Source organism: Winogradskyella epiphytica (assembly GCF_003217215.1).
GTDB lineage: Bacteria > Bacteroidota > Bacteroidia > Flavobacteriales > Flavobacteriaceae > Winogradskyella > Winogradskyella epiphytica.
The window spans coordinates 1,082,455-1,100,884 of the sequence record NZ_QJTD01000001.1; the positions used below are offsets into that span (position 1 = coordinate 1,082,455).

Annotated in this window: 12 protein-coding genes; 5 read left to right on the top strand and 7 right to left on the bottom strand. The window is 35.0% G+C overall.

Annotated features, from left to right (window positions below):
• Positions 1-157 precede the first annotated feature (157 nt).
• Entirely contained in the window at positions 158-1,912 is a 1,755-nt protein-coding gene (gene aspS, locus DFQ11_RS04745) for an aspartate--tRNA ligase (protein WP_110474679.1), read from the bottom strand.
• 292 nt (positions 1,913-2,204) lie between these two features.
• Here aspS and DFQ11_RS04750 point away from each other — a divergent pair, with 292 nt between their 5' ends.
• Positions 2,205-5,177 carry a SusC/RagA family TonB-linked outer membrane protein gene (locus tag DFQ11_RS04750; protein ID WP_110474680.1) on the top strand — a complete coding sequence of 991 codons (2,973 nt, stop codon included), beginning with the start codon at positions 2,205-2,207 and terminating at the stop codon, positions 5,175-5,177.
• Between the two features lie 18 nt (positions 5,178-5,195).
• A complete protein-coding gene (locus DFQ11_RS04755) occupies positions 5,196-6,503 on the top strand; it encodes a RagB/SusD family nutrient uptake outer membrane protein (RefSeq protein WP_110474681.1) in 1,308 nt (435 codons plus the stop codon).
• An 85-nt stretch (positions 6,504-6,588) separates the two neighbouring features.
• On the opposite strand, the gene DFQ11_RS04760 is transcribed toward DFQ11_RS04755, so the two are convergent.
• From DFQ11_RS04760 to DFQ11_RS04775, 4 genes are all read right to left on the bottom strand, one after another.
• Entirely contained in the window at positions 6,589-10,113 is a 3,525-nt protein-coding gene (locus DFQ11_RS04760; protein WP_110474682.1) for an efflux RND transporter permease subunit, read from the bottom strand.
• Positions 10,114-10,158: 45 nt separating this feature from the next.
• The gene (locus DFQ11_RS04765; protein WP_110474683.1) at positions 10,159-11,340 is read right to left on the bottom strand and encodes an efflux RND transporter periplasmic adaptor subunit; all 1,182 of its coding nucleotides are present in this window, start codon (positions 11,338-11,340) and stop codon (positions 10,159-10,161) included.
• Positions 11,341-11,426: 86 nt separating this feature from the next.
• Positions 11,427-12,770 (bottom strand): TolC family protein, encoded by a 1,344-nt coding sequence (locus DFQ11_RS04770; RefSeq protein ID WP_110474684.1) that lies wholly within the window; start codon positions 12,768-12,770, stop codon positions 11,427-11,429.
• Between the two features lie 7 nt (positions 12,771-12,777).
• Positions 12,778-13,374, bottom strand: coding sequence for a TetR/AcrR family transcriptional regulator (locus DFQ11_RS04775; RefSeq protein ID WP_110474830.1), 597 nt, complete (start codon positions 13,372-13,374; stop codon positions 12,778-12,780).
• A 154-nt stretch (positions 13,375-13,528) separates the two neighbouring features.
• Here DFQ11_RS04775 and DFQ11_RS04780 point away from each other — a divergent pair, with 154 nt between their 5' ends.
• From DFQ11_RS04780 to DFQ11_RS04790, 3 genes are all read left to right on the top strand, one after another.
• Positions 13,529-14,503 carry a polyprenyl synthetase family protein gene (locus tag DFQ11_RS04780; RefSeq protein ID WP_110474685.1) on the top strand — a complete coding sequence of 325 codons (975 nt, stop codon included), beginning with the start codon at positions 13,529-13,531 and terminating at the stop codon, positions 14,501-14,503.
• Positions 14,504-14,509: 6 nt separating this feature from the next.
• On the top strand, positions 14,510-14,860 hold the full coding sequence (locus tag DFQ11_RS04785) for a hypothetical protein (protein WP_110474686.1): 351 nt from the start codon (positions 14,510-14,512) through the stop codon (positions 14,858-14,860).
• Between the two features lie 75 nt (positions 14,861-14,935).
• Positions 14,936-15,370 carry an RrF2 family transcriptional regulator gene (locus DFQ11_RS04790; RefSeq protein ID WP_110474687.1) on the top strand — a complete coding sequence of 145 codons (435 nt, stop codon included), beginning with the start codon at positions 14,936-14,938 and terminating at the stop codon, positions 15,368-15,370.
• Positions 15,371-15,439: 69 nt separating this feature from the next.
• Here DFQ11_RS04790 and DFQ11_RS04795 read toward each other — a convergent pair whose 3' ends face one another.
• Together DFQ11_RS04795 and DFQ11_RS04800 are read right to left on the bottom strand one after the other, a co-directional pair.
• Positions 15,440-17,440 carry a TonB-dependent receptor plug domain-containing protein gene (locus DFQ11_RS04795; protein WP_110474688.1) on the bottom strand — a complete coding sequence of 667 codons (2,001 nt, stop codon included), beginning with the start codon at positions 17,438-17,440 and terminating at the stop codon, positions 15,440-15,442.
• A gap of 128 nt (positions 17,441-17,568) precedes the next feature.
• Positions 17,569-18,414, bottom strand: coding sequence for a hypothetical protein (locus DFQ11_RS04800; protein WP_110474689.1), 846 nt, complete (start codon positions 18,412-18,414; stop codon positions 17,569-17,571).
• Positions 18,415-18,430: the final 16 nt, after the last annotated feature.

An 18,430-nucleotide genomic window follows, 5' to 3' on the forward strand; every position in this document is an offset into this window, starting at 1 on the left:
AAAGGGTTTGTTGGCATCTTTTAAAAAAACCTGTAAGCTCATACTTCGACTTTTCTCAGTAATCAACCTACAGGTTTAAATGTTTATTATAATTTGAGTACAATACTCTTGTTACCAAATATACAATTTTGGAAATGCAATTCCCAAAAGGCAACTATTATTGTTTCTTGCCAAGAATTAATCCTAGCTCTTCAAGTTGTTGCTTATCAATTGGTGCAGGAGCATCAATCATAACATCGCGACCTGAATTGTTTTTTGGGAAAGCAATGAAATCACGAATAGTTTCTTGACCTCCTAGTATCGCGACTAATCTATCCAATCCAAAAGCTATTCCACCATGTGGAGGAGCGCCATACTCAAAAGCATCCATCAAGAAACCAAACTGAGCTCTTGCATCTTCTTCCGAGAACCCTAAATGCTTAAGCATGATAGCTTGCGTCTTTTTGTCGTGAATACGAATAGATCCACCTCCAATTTCATTTCCGTTTAAAACCAAATCATAAGCATTGGCTTTCACTTCGCCTGGATTTGTATCTAACAATTCTAATTGTCCAGGTTTAGGTGATGTAAATGGATGATGCATTGCGTGGTAGCGTTCAGTGTCTTCGTCCCATTCTAATAATGGAAAGTCCATAACCCATAGTGGAGCGAATTCGTTTGGCTTTCTTAAACCTAAACGTTCAGCTAATTCCATACGTAATGCACTTAATTGTGCTCGTACTTTGTTGGTCGCACCTGAAAGTACACAGATTAAATCTCCAGGCTTAGCCCCTGTAACCTCTGCCCATTTCGCTAAATCTTCTTGGTCGTAGAACTTGTCTACTGAAGATTTAAATGTTCCATCTTCATTGCAACGGCAATATACCATGCCTAAAGCGCCTACTTGTGGGCGTTTAACCCAATCAATTAGTTTGTCTATTTCTTTCCTTGTGTAACTATTTCCACCTGGTACGGCAATACCAACAACTAATTCTGCAGAATTAAATACACCAAAGTCTTTATGTTGTGCAACCTCGTTTAATTCGCCAAACTCCATTCCAAATCTAATGTCCGGTTTGTCGTTTCCGTATAAACGCATTGCATCATCATAGAGCATTCTTGGGAATTTCTCTATTTCAACGCCATTGATTTCTTTAAGTAAATGACGCGTTAAGCCTTCAAATGTGTTTAGAATATCTTCTTGCTCAACAAAAGCCATTTCACAATCTATTTGTGTGAATTCTGGCTGACGGTCGGCACGTAAATCCTCATCTCTAAAACACTTAACTATTTGGAAGTATTTATCCATACCACCAACCATCAATAATTGCTTGAAGGTTTGAGGCGATTGAGGTAAAGCGTAAAACTGACCTTCATTCATTCGAGAAGGCACCACAAAATCACGAGCACCTTCCGGTGTTGATTTTATTAAATAGGGCGTTTCAATTTCAATAAAGCCGTCATTAGATAAATAATTTCTAACCGCTTGAGCTACTTTATGTCTAAAGATCAAACTGTTTTTTACCGGATTACGACGAATATCTAAATAACGATATTTCATACGTACATCGTCACCACCATCGGTTTTGTCTTCAATAGTAAAAGGGGGAACTAAAGAGCTGTTCAAAATATGTAATTCTGAAACTACGACTTCAATATCTCCAGTTGGAATATTAGGGTTTTTTGATGAACGTTCAACAACAGTACCTTTAACTTGAATTACAAATTCACGTCCAAGCTTTTGAGCCTTTTCCATAATGTCTTTTGGAGTGCGCTCTTCATCAAAATATAATTGTGTGATACCATAACGATCTCGAAGGTCGATATATATCATAAATCCTTTATCTCGAACACCTTGAACCCATCCCGAAAGTGTTACTTCTGTATTATTGTGTGATGCTCTTAATTCACCACAATTGTGACTTCTGTACATAATAAAATCCTAAAGTTTACATCATAATTAATGCATTACGATGATTGAAGGTGCAAATTTAATAAGTTAAAAGATTTAAAATATGTAATTGCCAATTATTTAATAGAAGTTTAGTGAATTGACTGTTTTAGAAGTTTTTTATAGTGTTAATATCCGGTGAGTATTGTAAGGTTGTAAATTCATTAATTTTTAAGTTATTTTATTAGATAATCATATTTTAATTATTAAAATATTGTTAAATCATTAATTATTGCGATATTTATCGGGACTAACCTTTTAAATATTTAAAATTATGAACTACACTTTCTCTTTAAAGGTGTTTTTGTTTTCAATTATTTTTATTCCGCTGTTGAGTTTTGGTCAGCAGGTTACGGGGAAAGTAATCGAAGGAGCAACAAATCAACCTTTACTTGGTGCTAATGTTATCATTAAAGGGACGGCGACAGGTACTGTCACGGACTTTGATGGCAGATTTAGTATTAACGTTGAAAATTTTCCTGTAACTCTAGTATTTTCTTCTCTTGGATTCGAAACAGTAGAAGTTGTCGTATCTGAAGCTAAGGAGATAAATGTAACCTTACAAGAATCGGCTACAGGGCTAGATGAGGTTATTATATCTGGATTAGCATCTACTGTTAAAAGAACTAATGCCGCGAATAGTGTTGCTACTGTTTCCGCAGAAGATTTGGCTGGTACAACACCTGCTCAAACTTTAGATGGCGCATTAGCCGGAAAATTTACGGGAGCTTTAGTTAGTGCAAATTCAGGCGCGCCAGGAGGAGGGTTATCTGTAAAACTTAGAGGTATCACATCTATTAACGGTAATTCACAACCTTTATATATTATAGATGGAGTTTATATAGACAATAGTAGTATTGCTTCAGGTGGTATCAATACCGTATCAGGCGCAGCTACTGGAGGTAATCCATCATCTCAAGATAACGCAACCAATAGAATTGCGGATATCAATCCAGATGATATTGAAAATATTGAGATTCTTAAGGGAGCTTCCGCATCGGCTATTTACGGTTCTCGTGGTGCAGCTGGTGTAATTATCATTACAACCAAAAAGGGTAAAGCTGGTAAAACAAGGTTGAACTTTTCGCAAGGCGTAGGTTTTAACGAAGTGATTAACTTACAAGGACAAAGAAATTGGACAGCCGCTTTAGCAGAAAGTGTTTACGGTGAAGGAGCTTTATATACTGCAGCATTAAATAATGGAACTTTACGTGACTATGAAAAGGAAGTGTTTGGTGAAAAAGGATTTATTAGTAACACCAGTGTAAGCATGTCTGGAGGATCTGAAAAGACTAAATTCTATGTTGGATTATCTAGAAATCAAGAAGACGGAATCGTTAAAAGAACAGGTTATGAAAAAACATCTTTAAGATTGAATGCAGATCATAACTTTACAGACAATATTAAGTTAGCAGTAACAACAAACTATATCGATTCTTCTGCAGATAGAGGGTTTTTTAACAATGATAATACTGGAGCAACTTTAGGGGTTGCACTAACTAATACTCGTCCATGGGATTATCTATTGCCAGATGAAAATGGAAATTACCCAGACCATCCTAATAACTCATCGAATCCTTTACAAACTAGAGATTTAATGACAAATAATGAATCGACACAAAGATTCATCACAGGTGGAACTTTAGATATCAACCTGTATAGAGGAGACAAATCAGATTTAAAATTTGTAGCTAAAGCTGGAGCAGATCACTATACTTTAACGGGTACAGTAATCTTTCCAAAAGAGTTACAGTTTATGAGACCTGATAATGGTGGTTTAAATGGTGTATCTGCCGTTTCAACAACAACTAACACAAATACAAATTACTCAGCGTTTTTAGTACATAATTATACTACTGATAATAATTTAAACTTTACAACGCAAGTTGGTCTTACCAATGAGCAATTCTCACAAAATGTGATTAGAGTTGTGGCTTCAGATTTAATTGCTTCAGAAACCAATTTAGATCAGGCATCTAATCAAACAGTAAATCAATTTAGATTAGAGCAAGAGGATTTTGGTTTTTACGTGCAAGAATCTATTAATTACCAGGATAAACTTATTGGAACATTAGGAATTCGAGGAGATAAGTCCACCAACAACGGTGACATAAACGAATTTTTTTATTATCCAAAGGCATCATTAGCGGTTAACTTACATAATTTTGATTTTTGGGGAGATATTAATGTGATTAATAGGTTTAAACCACGTATCGCTTATGGTGAAGCGGGGACATTTGCTGCCTTCGGATCATTATATACGGTTTATGGTAGTTCATCAATTGATGGTAATGTTGGAATCTCTGTTCCTTCAACTAGAGGAAATCCAGCGATTACACCGGAAAGACAAGGTGAATTAGAATTAGGATTTGATGCTGGCTTATTAGATAATAAAATAAGCTTAGAGTTTACATACTACAAAAAAACTGTTGATGATTTATTATTAAGAGCGAATATAGAACCATCAACTGGTTATAGTTTTCAATGGGTGAATGCTGGTAGTTTAGAAAATAGAGGTATTGAAATAGGTCTAAATGTTGCCGCTTTTGATAAAGGTGATTTTAAATGGGATACTGGAATTAGCTGGTTTAAGAACGAGTCTGAAATGACAGAACTAAATGTTCCTACTTTTAACTTAGGAGGATTTGGAAATAGTTTAGGTCAGTTCCAAATTGAAGAAGGTAAAAGTGTAACACAAATTGTGGGTACTACTGGACCTGGAACTCCTGTATCAGTTTTAGGTGATGCTGAGCCAGATTTCCAAATGACATTTAATAATAGATTTGAGTATAAAAACTTTACATTATCATTCTTATGGCATTGGAAAAAAGGAGGTGATAATATTAACTTATCTACTTTATTATCGGATTTCGGTGGTACAAGTGCCGATTTTGATGATATTACTCTCGATCCAAATGGCGTTATTCCTAATGGAGAATATCGTGTGAATAATGGAATTTTTGCAGGTAACGCAACACCATTTGTAGAGGATGCCTCTTACTTAAGATTACGTGAGATCGGACTTTACTACAGTCTTCCTACTTCAACTCTAGATCAAGTATTTAAAGGTGTAGTTTCAAGTTTAAAAATTGGTGTATCTGGAAATAACCTAATCAATATTTTTGACTATAATGGCTATGATCCTGAAGTATCAAACTTTGGTGGAACTGGTTTATCAACTGGTGTTGATGTAATGCCATTCCCGTCATCTAAGAGATACATGTTCCATTTATCAGCTCAATTTTAAAATAAAAAATCTATAAAAATGAAAATTATAAAAAAATATTATTTTATACTTTTAGCCATAAGCGTCACAGCATTTACATCTTGTGAACTTGAAGGTGGCGAAAGTTTAAACGGTGCAAGTACAAATTCTATTTCGGATGATTTGTCTCGAGGTGAATTGCCACAAGCAATGTCTGGGGTCTTATCCGACATGAGAAATAGATTAAATACTCAAGTTGATGTGCAGAGTATATTTGGAAGAGAGTATTATTATTGGACAAGTTCAGATCCAAGATTTGAAGGTGATGTTGTAACAGGTAATTTAGATAATAATACCTTTTATACAACTAGTCCATGGGGATCTAGGTATGCGGCTATTAAGGATATTAACTTAATGCTTCAAGGCCTTGATAATACGACTGCAGATTTTTCTGCTGAAGAGATTAATGGTATTAGAGGGGTGTTAAATACCCTTAAAGCTCATGAGTTTTTAATGGTAGCCAATAATCAATATACCAACGGAATTCGATTAGACACTTCAGATCCTGATAACTTAGGTCCATTTGTTACTCATGATGAAGCTTTAGCTCACATAAACGATTTATTAACTACAGCCGCTACCGATTTGGCTAATGCGGGATCTAGTTTTCCATTTGCGCTAACTTCGGGTTACTCAGGTTTTGATACGCCAAGTGGATTCTTAGAATTTAACAAAGGGTTAAATGCAAGAGTTGAAGCCTATAGAGGTAATTATTCTAATGTATTAAGTTTGTTGGATGATTCTTTTATGGATATGACAGGGAATTTAAATGATGGTGTATATCATACATTCTCTTTAGCGGGAGCAGATATTCCAAACCCACTTTACTTGGCATTAAATCAAACATCTAATGTGAGAGTAGCACATTCAAGTTTTGTAGATGATGCACTTCCAAATGATTCTAGAGCTAATAAGGTTGTGGAAAGAGAAAGTTCTGTTGAAGCAAGTGGATTAGTAGGAACTCATGATGTATTTATATATCAATCTAATGTTGATGTAATTCCTATTCTAAGAAATGAGGAGTTGGTACTTCTTTATGCGGAAGCGAATATGGCTAGCAATCCAGTTGATGCTGTGATGGCAATTAATGCTATTAGAAATGCCGTTGGATTAGGAGACTATAGTGGAGCAGTAACTCCAGATGCATTAGAAGATGAAATTTTATTCCAAAGACGTTACTCTTTATTTGGTGAAGGGCACCGTTGGGTGGATATGAGAAGATTTGGTAGATTAGATGAATTGCCAAACGATAGATCTACGGATGCTGTACCGGTTGCAGTTCCAATACCAGCTAACGAAAATCAATAATAATTTAGTTTTAATGATAAAAAAGCCCCAACAATAGTTGGGGCTTTTTTTATTAATGATATTGAAAGCATAAAACGTTTTTTGCTTAGGCTTGTACTTCTATTGCTTTAGCAGTTTCAACTTCATTGGCTCTTAGTGGCACGGAAGTGAACTTTACACGCATCCACATTTTTAGCCTTATACTTAAGTAAAATAGTATAGGCACTACAATTAAAGTTAAGAAGGTAGCCACTAACAAACCGTAAATAACGGTCCAAGCTAGAGGTCCCCAAAACACCACATTATCTCCACCTATATAGATGTGGGGATTAAAATCGGCAAACAGGGTAAAGAAGTTAATATTTAAACCAATAGCTAACGGAATTAAACCTAAAATAGTAGTAATCGCAGTTAATATAACAGGTCTTAAACGTGCTTTTCCTGCTTTTACTATGCTTTCAAAAAGATCTTCAGTCTTTAAATAGTCAGTTTCACCGAGGTCTAATAGATTCTTTTTTCTATCTATTAATAATTGGGCGTAATCTAAGAGTACCACACCATTATTCACCACAATTCCAGCTAGTGAAATAATTCCAACCATGGTCATCATAATCACAAAAGGTTTTCCCGTGATCACAATACCTCCAAACACACCAATAAAACTTAAGAAAATAGCAATCATAATAATGGTTGGCTTCGATATTGAGTTGAATTGAAAAATCAATATGAAGAAAATTAAACCGAGACCTGTAAAAAAGGCTCCCACTAAGAAAGTCATTTGTTTATTTTGCTCCTCAATCTGACCAGTATAATCGATATGAATGTCTTCCGGTAGTCCTTCATAGCTTTTCATTTCATTCTGAATCTGTGCCACAATAGCACCAGCATCAGTATAACCTGGAGATAATGCCGAATAAACGGTTACTACACGTTTGGTAGCTTTGTGTTTAATAGCGCTAAATCCAGAATTGTTTTTCTGTTTAGCTACGGTAGACAATGGAATTTCCTTGATCTGACCTGTATTATCTCTAAATGTGATATTTTGATTAAATAGAGCACTTTTATTATATCGCGTGTCTTCATTAAAACGCACATAAATATCATAATCGTCTCCAGCTTCTTTATAAATTCCAGCCTTAGAACCAAAGATAGAATTACGTAACTGATCGCCAATTTGTTTGGCTGTTATGCCTAATTCTCCAGCTTTCTCTCTATCAATTTCAACAAGCATAGTTGGCTTGTCTTTATTCACGTCTATTTTAAGTTCATCAATTCCTGCAATGTTTTTAGAATTGATAAAAGCACGCATCGATTCAGCGGTAGCAATTAATTCGTTATAATCTTTACCATCTAATTCAATATTAATTGGAGATCCAGCCGGTGGTCCGTTGGCATCTTTCTCTACTGAAATTAAGACACCAGGATAAATACCAACTAGTGCTTCTTGAACTTTTTGACGCAATAACTCACTATCCTCACCACGTCTGTATTTGTATTCGCGCATCGATGCTGTAATCTTTGCTTTATGAGGCATTTCTGCACCAGAGCCCATATCAGTTTGCGGATTTCCAGCACCTTCTCCTACTTGAGAAACAGCACTTTCTACCATGAAATTTACGCCGTTATCCATGTATTGGTTGGCATTGATAACATCGTATACACGTGCTTCAATTTGCTTGGTAATAGCATTGGTCTTTTCGATAGCCGTTCCTTCAGGGTATTCTATATAGACAATAATCTGGTTTGGCTTATTATCTGGAAAGAATTCTACTTTTGTACGTTGTTGTGATAGAGAAATTCCAAAAGCGACAAAGGCAGCTATTAAAAGTAGGAATGTGCCGCCACTTAAAAGGTAAGGACGCTTTTTCGATAAAGCTTTACGCAATTGACGCTCGTACCAATTTTCTAATCTCACTAAAGCCTTATTTTGGAAACTATTTGCCCATCCTCTAATAAAGAAGCGATAGGCCCAAAGCATTATAGCTGTAAAAATCATTATGGTTCCTAAGCCACGGTAATCACCTCCAAATAATAGGATAAGTAATCCTATAACGGCCACAATACTTGTGATTTTAATAATTTGCTTCAAAGGCATATCCTTGTCTTCCGTAGTCATATATCGAGATACCAATACTGAGTTGAAAAATATAGCCACGAATAAGGATGAGCCTAATACAATGGATAAGGTGATAGGTAAGATTTTCATGAATTCACCCATAATACCAGGCCATAAGCCTAGTGGAATAAATGCGCCCACAGTGGTAGCCGTAGAAATAATAATTGGGAAAGCGATTTCTCCAATCCCTTTCTTTGCAGCTTCAACACGCGTCATACCTTCTTCTTCCATTAAACGGTAAACGTTTTCAACAACCACAATACCATTATCTACCAACATACCAAGACCCATGATAAGACCAAAAAGAACCATAGTATTTAAACTGTAGCCAATTAATCCTAAAATCATAAGTGACATAAACATGGACATTGGAATAGCAAAACCAACGAATAAAGCGTTTTTAAAACCTAAGAAGAACATCAGAACTGTTACCACTAAGATAACCCCGAAGATGATGTTGTTTACCAAATCATCAACCTGGCCAATGGTAACCGAAGACTGGTCGTTAGTAATAGTCACTTCTAAATCTTGTGGAAATTTATTGTCAATAGCATTTTGAACGATAACTTGAATTTGTTCAGCCGCGGCAACCATGTTCTTACCTGCTCGTTTCTTTACATCAAGCATGACTACGGGGTCCCCTGACTTACGTGCGAAGGTTGTTTTGTCTTCTTCTTGAAATGAAACCGTAGCAACATCTCTTAAATAAATTGGATTTCCGTTTTCCGACTTAACTACAAAATGTTCAAGTTCTGAAGGGTTTTGAATTTCACCTAAAATTCTAATCGTTCTACGCTGTCCACTAGCTATTAAATTCCCCGCAGACTGCGTCACATTTCCATTGCCAATGGCACCTAAGACGTCGTTAAATGTGACTTTGGCAGCCATCATTTTATAGATATCAACAGCCACTTCAACTTCCTTTTCCTGAGCACCACGAATGTCTGCTTTTTTAATTTCAGACAAATCTTCAATTTCATCTTGAAGATATTCAGCAAATTCTTTGAGTTTTTGAATTGGGTAATCTCCCGAGATATTAATATTCAGAATAGGCATTTCTTCCGAAAGACTCAATTCAAAAACATCAGGTGTCACTTTTGCGCCGTTAAAAGTTGGCCAGTCTTCTCCAGCCGTTTCCGAATCGATTTCGTCCTTTACCTTTTGTTTGGCTTGTTCAACAGTAATGTTTTCATCAAATTCTATAACCACCATAGAAAAATCTTCCTGCGATGTTGAGGTGATTTCTACAACATTACTTACCGTTTTTAAGCGATCTTCAACAGGATCTGTGATGAGCTTTTCAATATCTTCAGCTGTATTTCCTGGGTAGATGGTGCTAACGTAAATTTTAGTTTCGTTAACCTCAGGAAATGATTCTCTAGGCATGCTGAAAAATGCCGAAATTCCTAAATAAAAGAAGACAGCAATAAGCACGTACATTGTGGTTTTATTGTTAATAGCCCACGATGCCCAACCAAATTCCTTTTCGGTATTTTTTTTATTTTTTTGAGTCATTAGATGTTAGTCATTAGATGTTTAAATTGTGAATAAAATTGACGTCTATTTCGTCTCTTCCATTTTAAGTACTTCTACAGACTGTCCGTCTTTTACACTTCGCGCTCCTTCTTGAATGATTTCAGCGCCAGTTTCAAGTCCTTTTAGAACTTCAATAATGTCGTCTTGAGTTTTTCCTGTTTTAATAATGACACGCTTTGCAGTTCCAATATTTTTATCAGATTTATCGGTCACTATATAAACATATTGTTCGCCCTCTGAGTTTTCTGAAACCACACTTTGTGGAATCAGTATAGCATTCTCATTGGTATAATCATTAATTTTTAATCGAGCAGTTAGGTTGGGTTTAATGCTCTTGTCATCATTAGGAATTTCCACTTCAACTTTAAATGTTCGGTTCGCTGGATTTATAAAATCACCTGCCTGGCGAATTTTAGTTTCAATAATTTTCCCTAAAACCGGAATGTTAACAGATACACTTTTTCCTTTAGTCACATCAGAAACGTAGCGTTCTGGAACCTCCGTTTCTATATACATATTATCCAAATTCACTATACGCATTAAAGGTGTTTGACCGGCTGCGACAACACTTCCTTGCTCAGTAATAATATCGTCGATAGTACCAGAGAATGGGGCTATCACTGTCGTTTTAGCAATTTGTTTATTCAGTTGATTGACTGACTCTTGCTGTGCTTGGTAGTTAGATTGTGCTTGTAAAAACTGAATTTCACTACCAATGTTTTGCTCCCAAAGTCGTTTTTGACGTTCGTAAGTTGTCTTGGCTAATTCGGCTTGAATTTTTAGTTGTGCTAATTGCTGACTCAATCCACCATCATCAATCTTAGCTAATATTTGACCTTTTCTAACCGATTGACCTTCTTTAACGTAGACCTTTGTTAAAATACCATTGAATTCTGGTGTAACCGTGAGTAAATCTTTTGTGGTTACATTTCCTTGCAGTTCTAAAACATGTTCAAAAACTTCGGTGTTCACTTTAATAGAGGTAACTAAAGGCACATTTTTAGTCGTGTCTAAGCTTTTGATCTTTTCATCAAGCAATTTTATTTTATCATTGATGACCTGTTGTTCGCTAACAAGCTCAACTCGTTTTGCTCTGATGGTTTCTAGATTTCCGCTTTCTATAACTTTTTCTACAGATTTCTTTTTTCCGCCAGAACAAGAAACTGCAAATAGAGCAATGATGATTAAGGAGTATATATATTTCATGTTTTTAATTTATTCTTTTTTTAATTTAATGCCTTCTATGGTTGTGACTTCCGTCCTTTTTTATTTTTGAATGATAGCTTTTAAACTCACTTAATTGGGGTGTTTAAAATAGTTTCCAAGGCGGCTTTAGAATTGATGACATCTAACATAGCCTGTAATAATTCTTGTTGTGCTGTGTATAATTGAGTTTGCGCTTGTCTTAGCTCGAAACTTGATCCTATGCCTTCAAAAAATTTAGTTTGATTTTTAGTTTCAATGCGTTCGGCAAGGGCGAGGTTTTGCTTCTTGTTCTCGTAATCTTCAATAGCGAATTGATAATCGCTTTTGGCCGAAGCTATTTGAAGCTTAATACGTTGTGCTGTTTCTGTGAGATCATCTACAGACTTTTCTAAATTAATTTGAGCACGTTGGGTGGCAGCACTTCGCATGCCGGAACTAAAAATTGGAATATTTAGGCTGACACCAAATAATGAAGAACCAAACCATTTTTGGTCGCTATTAAAAAAGGTAAAGTCATTTTCAAAAGCCGAATAACCACCATTGATAAAGGTGTTAAATGTTGGTAAAGCTTTACTCTTTTCAAGTTTTACTAGTAATTCTTTTGCTTTAGTATCATTAGCTGCAATAATATAATCAATGGAGGTTTCAGGATTGTTTTCAACTTCCAGTAAGGCTAGTGATCTATTGTTTTCAGCTAAAGTTTCAAGGTCATCCGTAAGTTCTAATTGTTTATAGACATCTAATCCTAAAGTAATATTGAGCATTTGATAGGCTAAAGTTTTAAGTCTGTTGGTGTTGTTCAAACTACTTTTAACGCCAGAAAGTGTGATTTGAAGTTGTTCTACATTTTCCTCTTCACCTAAACCGTTTTCATAAATTTTAGTGGTTTCAAAAAGGTTTTTTTCAAGGACATCAATATTTCTGTTTAAAATTTCAACGCTCTCTTCAGCAAGTAAAACATTGCCATAGGCATCGATAACCGATTTTCTGACTTCAAGATCTGTTTTGGTCTTAGCATTTTTTGAGATTTCTAAAAACACTTTTGCCGATTGTAAGGCAACAAGGTAAGATCCATCAAAGATTTTTTGACTTAAGGTGGCCGTTGCGTTAACACTCTGTTTTGTACCAAAAACAACTTCTTGAAATTCACCAGGATTTCCACCGAAAAATTCAGCAGGAATCACTTGAACTTGTTGTTTTAAAAAGTTTTGATAATCGACCGATGCATTAATTTGTGGTAAACCCGTTGCTGTAGTTTCCCATTTTTTCTGCTTGGCAGCTTCAATATCACGAGCGGCGTTAAGAGCGGTCCTATTATTTTCTAACGCATAGTGAATTGCTTCTTGTAAAGAAAGCGCAGAAGGTTCTTCTTGAGAAAATCCAATTTGAACTATGAGAAAACCAATCAGTAGCCTTAGTGTTTTAGTCATAATGAGTTTAGTTGTTGTGTATGTCTGTTAAAATTTCTAATCCTTTTGGAGAGCAAATCCCGCGTAAATGGTATTCAAAATAATTGTCCATTAACCTAGGGATGCTGAACGACTCTTGAGGAAAAATCTCTTGATCTTTTAACATGAGCATTCCGTTAAAGTATAATCGTGATACAAATTCTATGTCTATAGAATCACGATAAAGGTTTTGTTCTACACCACGTTTTAAATTACCTGTAACACAGTTGAGCATTTTGCTAAATTGTCTGTTTTTTAAATTGGTAAAAATCTTAGGGTAATATTTCTGGAGTTGATATTGAGGAGATGACTTCTCGTCTTTTAAATGAAGCATTACAAATTTTTTAATTTCAAAAACCTCTTCAATAGGATTTTTATTTAAATCACAAATGCAATCAATTCCATCAGAGATTTCTTTAAAAACGGACATCGTGGTAGCTTCAACCAGTTTGGTTTTGTTTTCAAAATGCTGATAAATCGTTTTTTTGGAAATACCCAAGTCATTGGCAATATCATCCATAGTCACGCTTTTAAAACCTAAGTTCAAAAACAAATCAGCAGACTTTTGTATTATTTTTTCTTTCATTTTGTCGGTGTTCCGGGCGTTGGAACCTTTTCGTTTTAAGATTGCAAAAGTACAACCGGAAACTTTTAAAACCAAAAAAGTTTCCAAAGTTTTAGTAATTATTTATCGTGATGAATAATGACCTATAATATGATGAAAACATTATTTTTGCCTCATGCAACATATTGAACAGTATCAAAAGCCATTTCTAAAGTATTTAGAGGGTTTTATCGTGACTAAAGAGCCTAAAAATTTATATGCTCCGATTAATTATATTTTGGAATTAGGAGGTAAGCGTTTACGTCCTATTTTAACTTTAATGACTGCTGAGGTCTTTGGAGAAACGGCTCAAAAGGCTATGGATGCGGCATTATCTATCGAGGTGTTTCATAACTTCTCCTTAGTGCATGACGACATAATGGATGATGCGCCTTTACGTAGAGGACAGAAAACCGTTCATGAAAAATGGAATTTGAATACCGGGATTCTTTCTGGAGACGCGATGCTAATTATGGCTTATCAACTCTTTGAGAATTATGATTCCGAAACTTTTCAATCCTTAGCAAAACTATTTAGTAAAACGGCTTTAGAAGTTTGTGAAGGGCAGCAATACGATATTGATTTTGAAACGCGAAACGATGTAAGTATTTCAGAATACTTAAAAATGATTGAATTTAAAACGGCTGTTTTGGTGGGCGCTGCCATGCAAATGGGGGCGATTGTTGCAAAAGCATCAGAGGAGGATCAGAAAGCGATTTATGAATTTGGACGACTTTTGGGAATAGCTTTTCAACTTCAAGACGATTATCTTGATGCCTTTGGAAATCCTGAAACCTTTGGTAAACAGGTTGGAGGAGATATTATCGAAAACAAAAAAACCTATTTACATCTTAAGACATTGGAATTAGGTTCGGAAGAGCAGAAAAAGAACTTGATGCAATTGATGTCGAATGAGAGCATCTCAAAAGACGATAAGGTTGAAAATGTAAAACAATTATTTACCGAATCTGGCGCTGCGGAAGCCACATCTCAAGCTGTAAAAAATTACACGTCTAAAGCGTTTGAAGTTCTAAAAGGGCTACATATCCCAGAAGATAAAAAACAGGATCTTAAAGATTTTGGTGTGCAATTGATGAATAGACGTGTGTAAAACGCTATGAATTTACCGGCAAATTTTGACGAATTAATAACAGAAGCTGAGGGCCTAAACCTTTATAAGAAGCTAATCGTTCAACTAAATAAGGATTTGTTATATGCAAATATCGATTTAGAGTTGGATGAGGAGACCTTGCCAACAAGTTTAAAATTAGTACTGCAAGAAACGGTGTTTCATCTCATTCAAGAGAAATTTACCAATTATCTCAATTTGCTTTATATTGTTGATGTTTCTGAAGCTAAAATTAGAAGTTTAGATGGGGAGGATACCATGAAACTGTCAGAAGAGGTTACGTTTATTATTCTTCAACGCATTTGGCAAAAGGTGTGGTATAAGGCAAAATTTTCCTAAGTCCTTGATTTTGATAAAGTCAAATTAATAAATCAAAGTTTAGTACTTTCGTAGACTAATAAATAATACAGAACTATGTTTTCAAAAGCTTGTCAATACGGAATCAAAGCAACCATTTATATAGCGGTAAATTCGGCAGAGGGCAGGCGTGTAACTCCAAAAGAAATTGCGGAAGAGATTAATTCTCCTCAGGCATTTACGGCGAAAATTCTTCAGGACCTCGTAAGGCATGATGTGATTAAATCGGTAAGAGGGGCTTATGGTGGTTTTGAAATCGATAAGTCTAAAATCGCAACTACTAAGCTTTCGGAAATTGTGAATGCCATAGATGGTGATCAAGTCTATAAAGGTTGTGGTTTAGGATTGGAAAGATGTAATGAAGATCACCCTTGTCCTGTTCATGATAAATTTAAAGTGGTGAGGGAGGAACTAAGGGATATGTTAGAAAACACGACTTTAGAACAATTAGCTACTGATATTACAACACAAAAGACTTTTTTGAAAATGTAAGAGAAATCCCAGAATCTTCATGTAATAAGATTCTGAGACTGATGTATGATATAGCAATTTCCTTTAAATTTAATTGAAAACCAAAGATAGATTTATATAAAAATTTCGTCCTTGTCTCGGAAAATTATTCCAATCGGCGTAGGTTGAATAGTTAGCGTCTAAAATGTTTTCTATACCATATTTTAATATGGTTTTTCCGAGTTTTCCGTAAAATGCATTTCCAAAATTAAGATTTAAAATCGCATATGCAGCCGTTTCATTTTCGCCATATTGACTACTAAAATTACTTTGGTTGCCATTACCATCTAATTGTAAAGCGGCATTAAACTTTGATGTGTAATAATTAAATTCGGCAAAATAAGAGAATGGTTTTACAAGTGGTAAATTTTCACCATCATTCCCTTTTCCATAATTGTAACCAACAGTTGCGTTTATGGCAAATCCTTCTGAAATTTTATAACTACTATTTAGATACATATCAAATATTGAAGCATGTTCCAAAGCATTATAAACACGTACGCCTTGAGCACCAATGGTCATCGAACTTACATTTGGTACAATATCTCCAATAATATAATCCATAATATAGAAGTATGAGGATTGTATGCCAATTTCAAAATCATTGAAATTCTGTTTGAAACTAAAGTTAGCCTCTAAGGCTTTTTCGTCCTCTAAATTTGGGTTGCCTATATAATCGTAATTATCAAAACTGTTGAATAAATAAAAGCCATAACCTTCGCTCACTGAAGGTGCGCGTTCGCCATAACCTAAACCAAAAGACAGATTATAATTCTCTTTTTTGAGTTGATATGCTGAAGCTAAACTGATGAGAAATCTATTTTTTTCATCATCCACACTGGGATGAAATATCTGAAGACTCTGCGCTCCAACTTCCTTTGCGATTTTGTTGTTATGATATCCTAATCTTACAGAAGAAACGAGTGATTCATTATCATTAAAATGAAATTCATCTTTTATAAACATACCAGAATATAAGGTTCTAATATCTGGCCATGTGTACATAAACATATCTGACTCGTTAGGATTGTTAGAAAACATGGTCATTTCTGCTAACGATTTGTTGTGAAATACATTAAGATTAAAAGTGAAGTGATGTTTGTTTTTCATCAGTTCTGCTTTACTGTAAAATCCAAAAGTATCACTCCAGCCTGGCATATCCATTCTTATAGGAACGATAGGTCGTTTGGTGTCGTCCATAATATGCGTTATGGTATTAAAATACAATTTAGTTTCTAAGGATTTTAATGCTTTATCTTCAGGATTGTAGTAATGTGTTAATGATGTAATTAAAGCTTCTGCTAAAGACACATCCATTGGTAATGCAGGATAACCAACATCTGTAGCTCTATCATAAATAATGTTGGCATCTATACTTTGTGTTTCAGAAAATTTGTATCCAGATTGTAGTGAAATGTTATGTTTTTCGAACTGAGAATATAAAATTTCTTGATTGTTGCCAGCATCGTAATTATCCGATTTTCTATAAATACCATCTGTACTGATAAAGAATTTATTTCCTGTATATTCTAAATCTAAACCTGTAGTTTTATAATTACCGTTGGTTTCGTAACCTAAATCTATTCCAGATTTAAAACCAGAGCCGTTAAATTTTGAAGTTGGTAACTTCAGGTCAATTCCGCCACCAATGACATGACCATTTTCTGTGCCTTCTTGACCAGAACCAATGGCTACTTTTTCTAGGTTTGAAACATCTACATAACTGGTTATAGGATCCATTTTATCAGTACATGCACCAAATATTTGCATGCCATCGATGGTAACTACCATGCGCTCGCTTGCCATATTATGCATCGTAGGTTCCCATGCATAATTGCCGCGTTTAATCATAGTCACATTAATAGCTTTTTCTAAGTAATCGTCTATGCTAGAAAGTGTCTTTTCTTGCCTATAATTACTTAACTTATGACGTGAAATTACAAGGACTTCTTTTAATTTTGTAGTATCTTTTATGGTTTCTTTAGTCTCTTCTTGGGAAAATGCAAACGAAGATATAAACCAACTTAAAATAACTGTTATTAGCGTTCTCATAGCTAAAGATTTTAGTGTTTAAATGAGTTTATGGAAATTATACTGCCTGTTTGAGCGTAGTCGAGAAACGTTGAAGCTGTGATTTCTAAAGCATTTCGACTGCGCTCAATGTGACAGTAAGGAAAAAATTAAAATTCTAGTTCTAAGTATAAGCTGCTAGATTCGTTTTCGTCCGTAACATCTTCGCCTTTTAAAACCTCATTGTTTGCATCCAAAAGTTTTAAGTTGAGTTTCCAATAACCTGTCATGGTTAAGGATAAATCGCCATAATAGAAATTGTCTGCATTATTAAACGTTAAATCTGTGTTGTTTGGTGAACTGTGATTTCCCATTCCTGGCATACGAGGATCTAATGTAATTATGTAATCTGCTACCACAGGAAACGTCATCATGTTTTCCATTTTAAACAGGCCAACTTTCATGTTATTTACAGCAATGCTTGGATCTGTAGGCTCAATTAATGCTAAGATATATCTGGTATCATCAGAACCCATAAAACTAGCTGTGTTTTGATTATCATATTGCATAACACTAATCGTTTCTGAAACTGAATAATCAACACCATCAATAGTGTAGTTTAGTGTTAGCGACCATCCAGAGCCATCTTCATTTGTCATTTGATAAATGATAAAACCCTCGTACACGGTATCTTTTCCTAAAACTTTTGTAATGTTAGATTTAGGGCAAGAATGTTGCATCGTAGGCATTTGCATGACTGGCATCCAAGACAAAGTAGCGTCTTCAATATAAGTGTCTGTAATGTTGTCTTTTAGTCTAAGGCTAATCATGTTATAACCTGTTTCAAAGAGACCTTTTTCGTTGTAAAGTTCTATAGTTTGTTCCCCATTTACTATGATTTGTATAAGTTCTAAACCTTCAACTTCGTTTACTGTTGGTGTAATGTTGTCATCGTCTGATGAGCATGAAGAGAATAACGCAATAAATGCGATTGGTACTATATATTTAAATTTCATTTTTATAATATTTGAG

Bases quoted from the DNA above. Each gene is read 5' to 3' on its own strand.
- aspS (WP_110474679.1), bottom strand. From the start codon at position 1,912: ATGTACAGAAGTCACAATTGTGGTGAATTAAGAGCATCACACAATAAT.
- DFQ11_RS04750 (WP_110474680.1), top strand. From the start codon at position 2,205: ATGAACTACACTTTCTCTTTAAAGGTGTTTTTGTTTTCAATTATTTTT.
- DFQ11_RS04755 (WP_110474681.1), top strand. From the start codon at position 5,196: ATGAAAATTATAAAAAAATATTATTTTATACTTTTAGCCATAAGCGTC.
- DFQ11_RS04760 (WP_110474682.1), bottom strand. From the start codon at position 10,113: ATGACTCAAAAAAATAAAAAAAATACCGAAAAGGAATTTGGTTGGGCA.
- DFQ11_RS04765 (WP_110474683.1), bottom strand. From the start codon at position 11,340: ATGAAATATATATACTCCTTAATCATCATTGCTCTATTTGCAGTTTCT.
- DFQ11_RS04770 (WP_110474684.1), bottom strand. From the start codon at position 12,770: ATGACTAAAACACTAAGGCTACTGATTGGTTTTCTCATAGTTCAAATT.
- DFQ11_RS04775 (WP_110474830.1), bottom strand. From the start codon at position 13,374: ATGAAAGAAAAAATAATACAAAAGTCTGCTGATTTGTTTTTGAACTTA.
- DFQ11_RS04780 (WP_110474685.1), top strand. From the start codon at position 13,529: ATGCAACATATTGAACAGTATCAAAAGCCATTTCTAAAGTATTTAGAG.
- DFQ11_RS04785 (WP_110474686.1), top strand. From the start codon at position 14,510: ATGAATTTACCGGCAAATTTTGACGAATTAATAACAGAAGCTGAGGGC.
- DFQ11_RS04790 (WP_110474687.1), top strand. From the start codon at position 14,936: ATGTTTTCAAAAGCTTGTCAATACGGAATCAAAGCAACCATTTATATA.
- DFQ11_RS04795 (WP_110474688.1), bottom strand. From the start codon at position 17,440: ATGAGAACGCTAATAACAGTTATTTTAAGTTGGTTTATATCTTCGTTT.
- DFQ11_RS04800 (WP_110474689.1), bottom strand. From the start codon at position 18,414: ATGAAATTTAAATATATAGTACCAATCGCATTTATTGCGTTATTCTCT.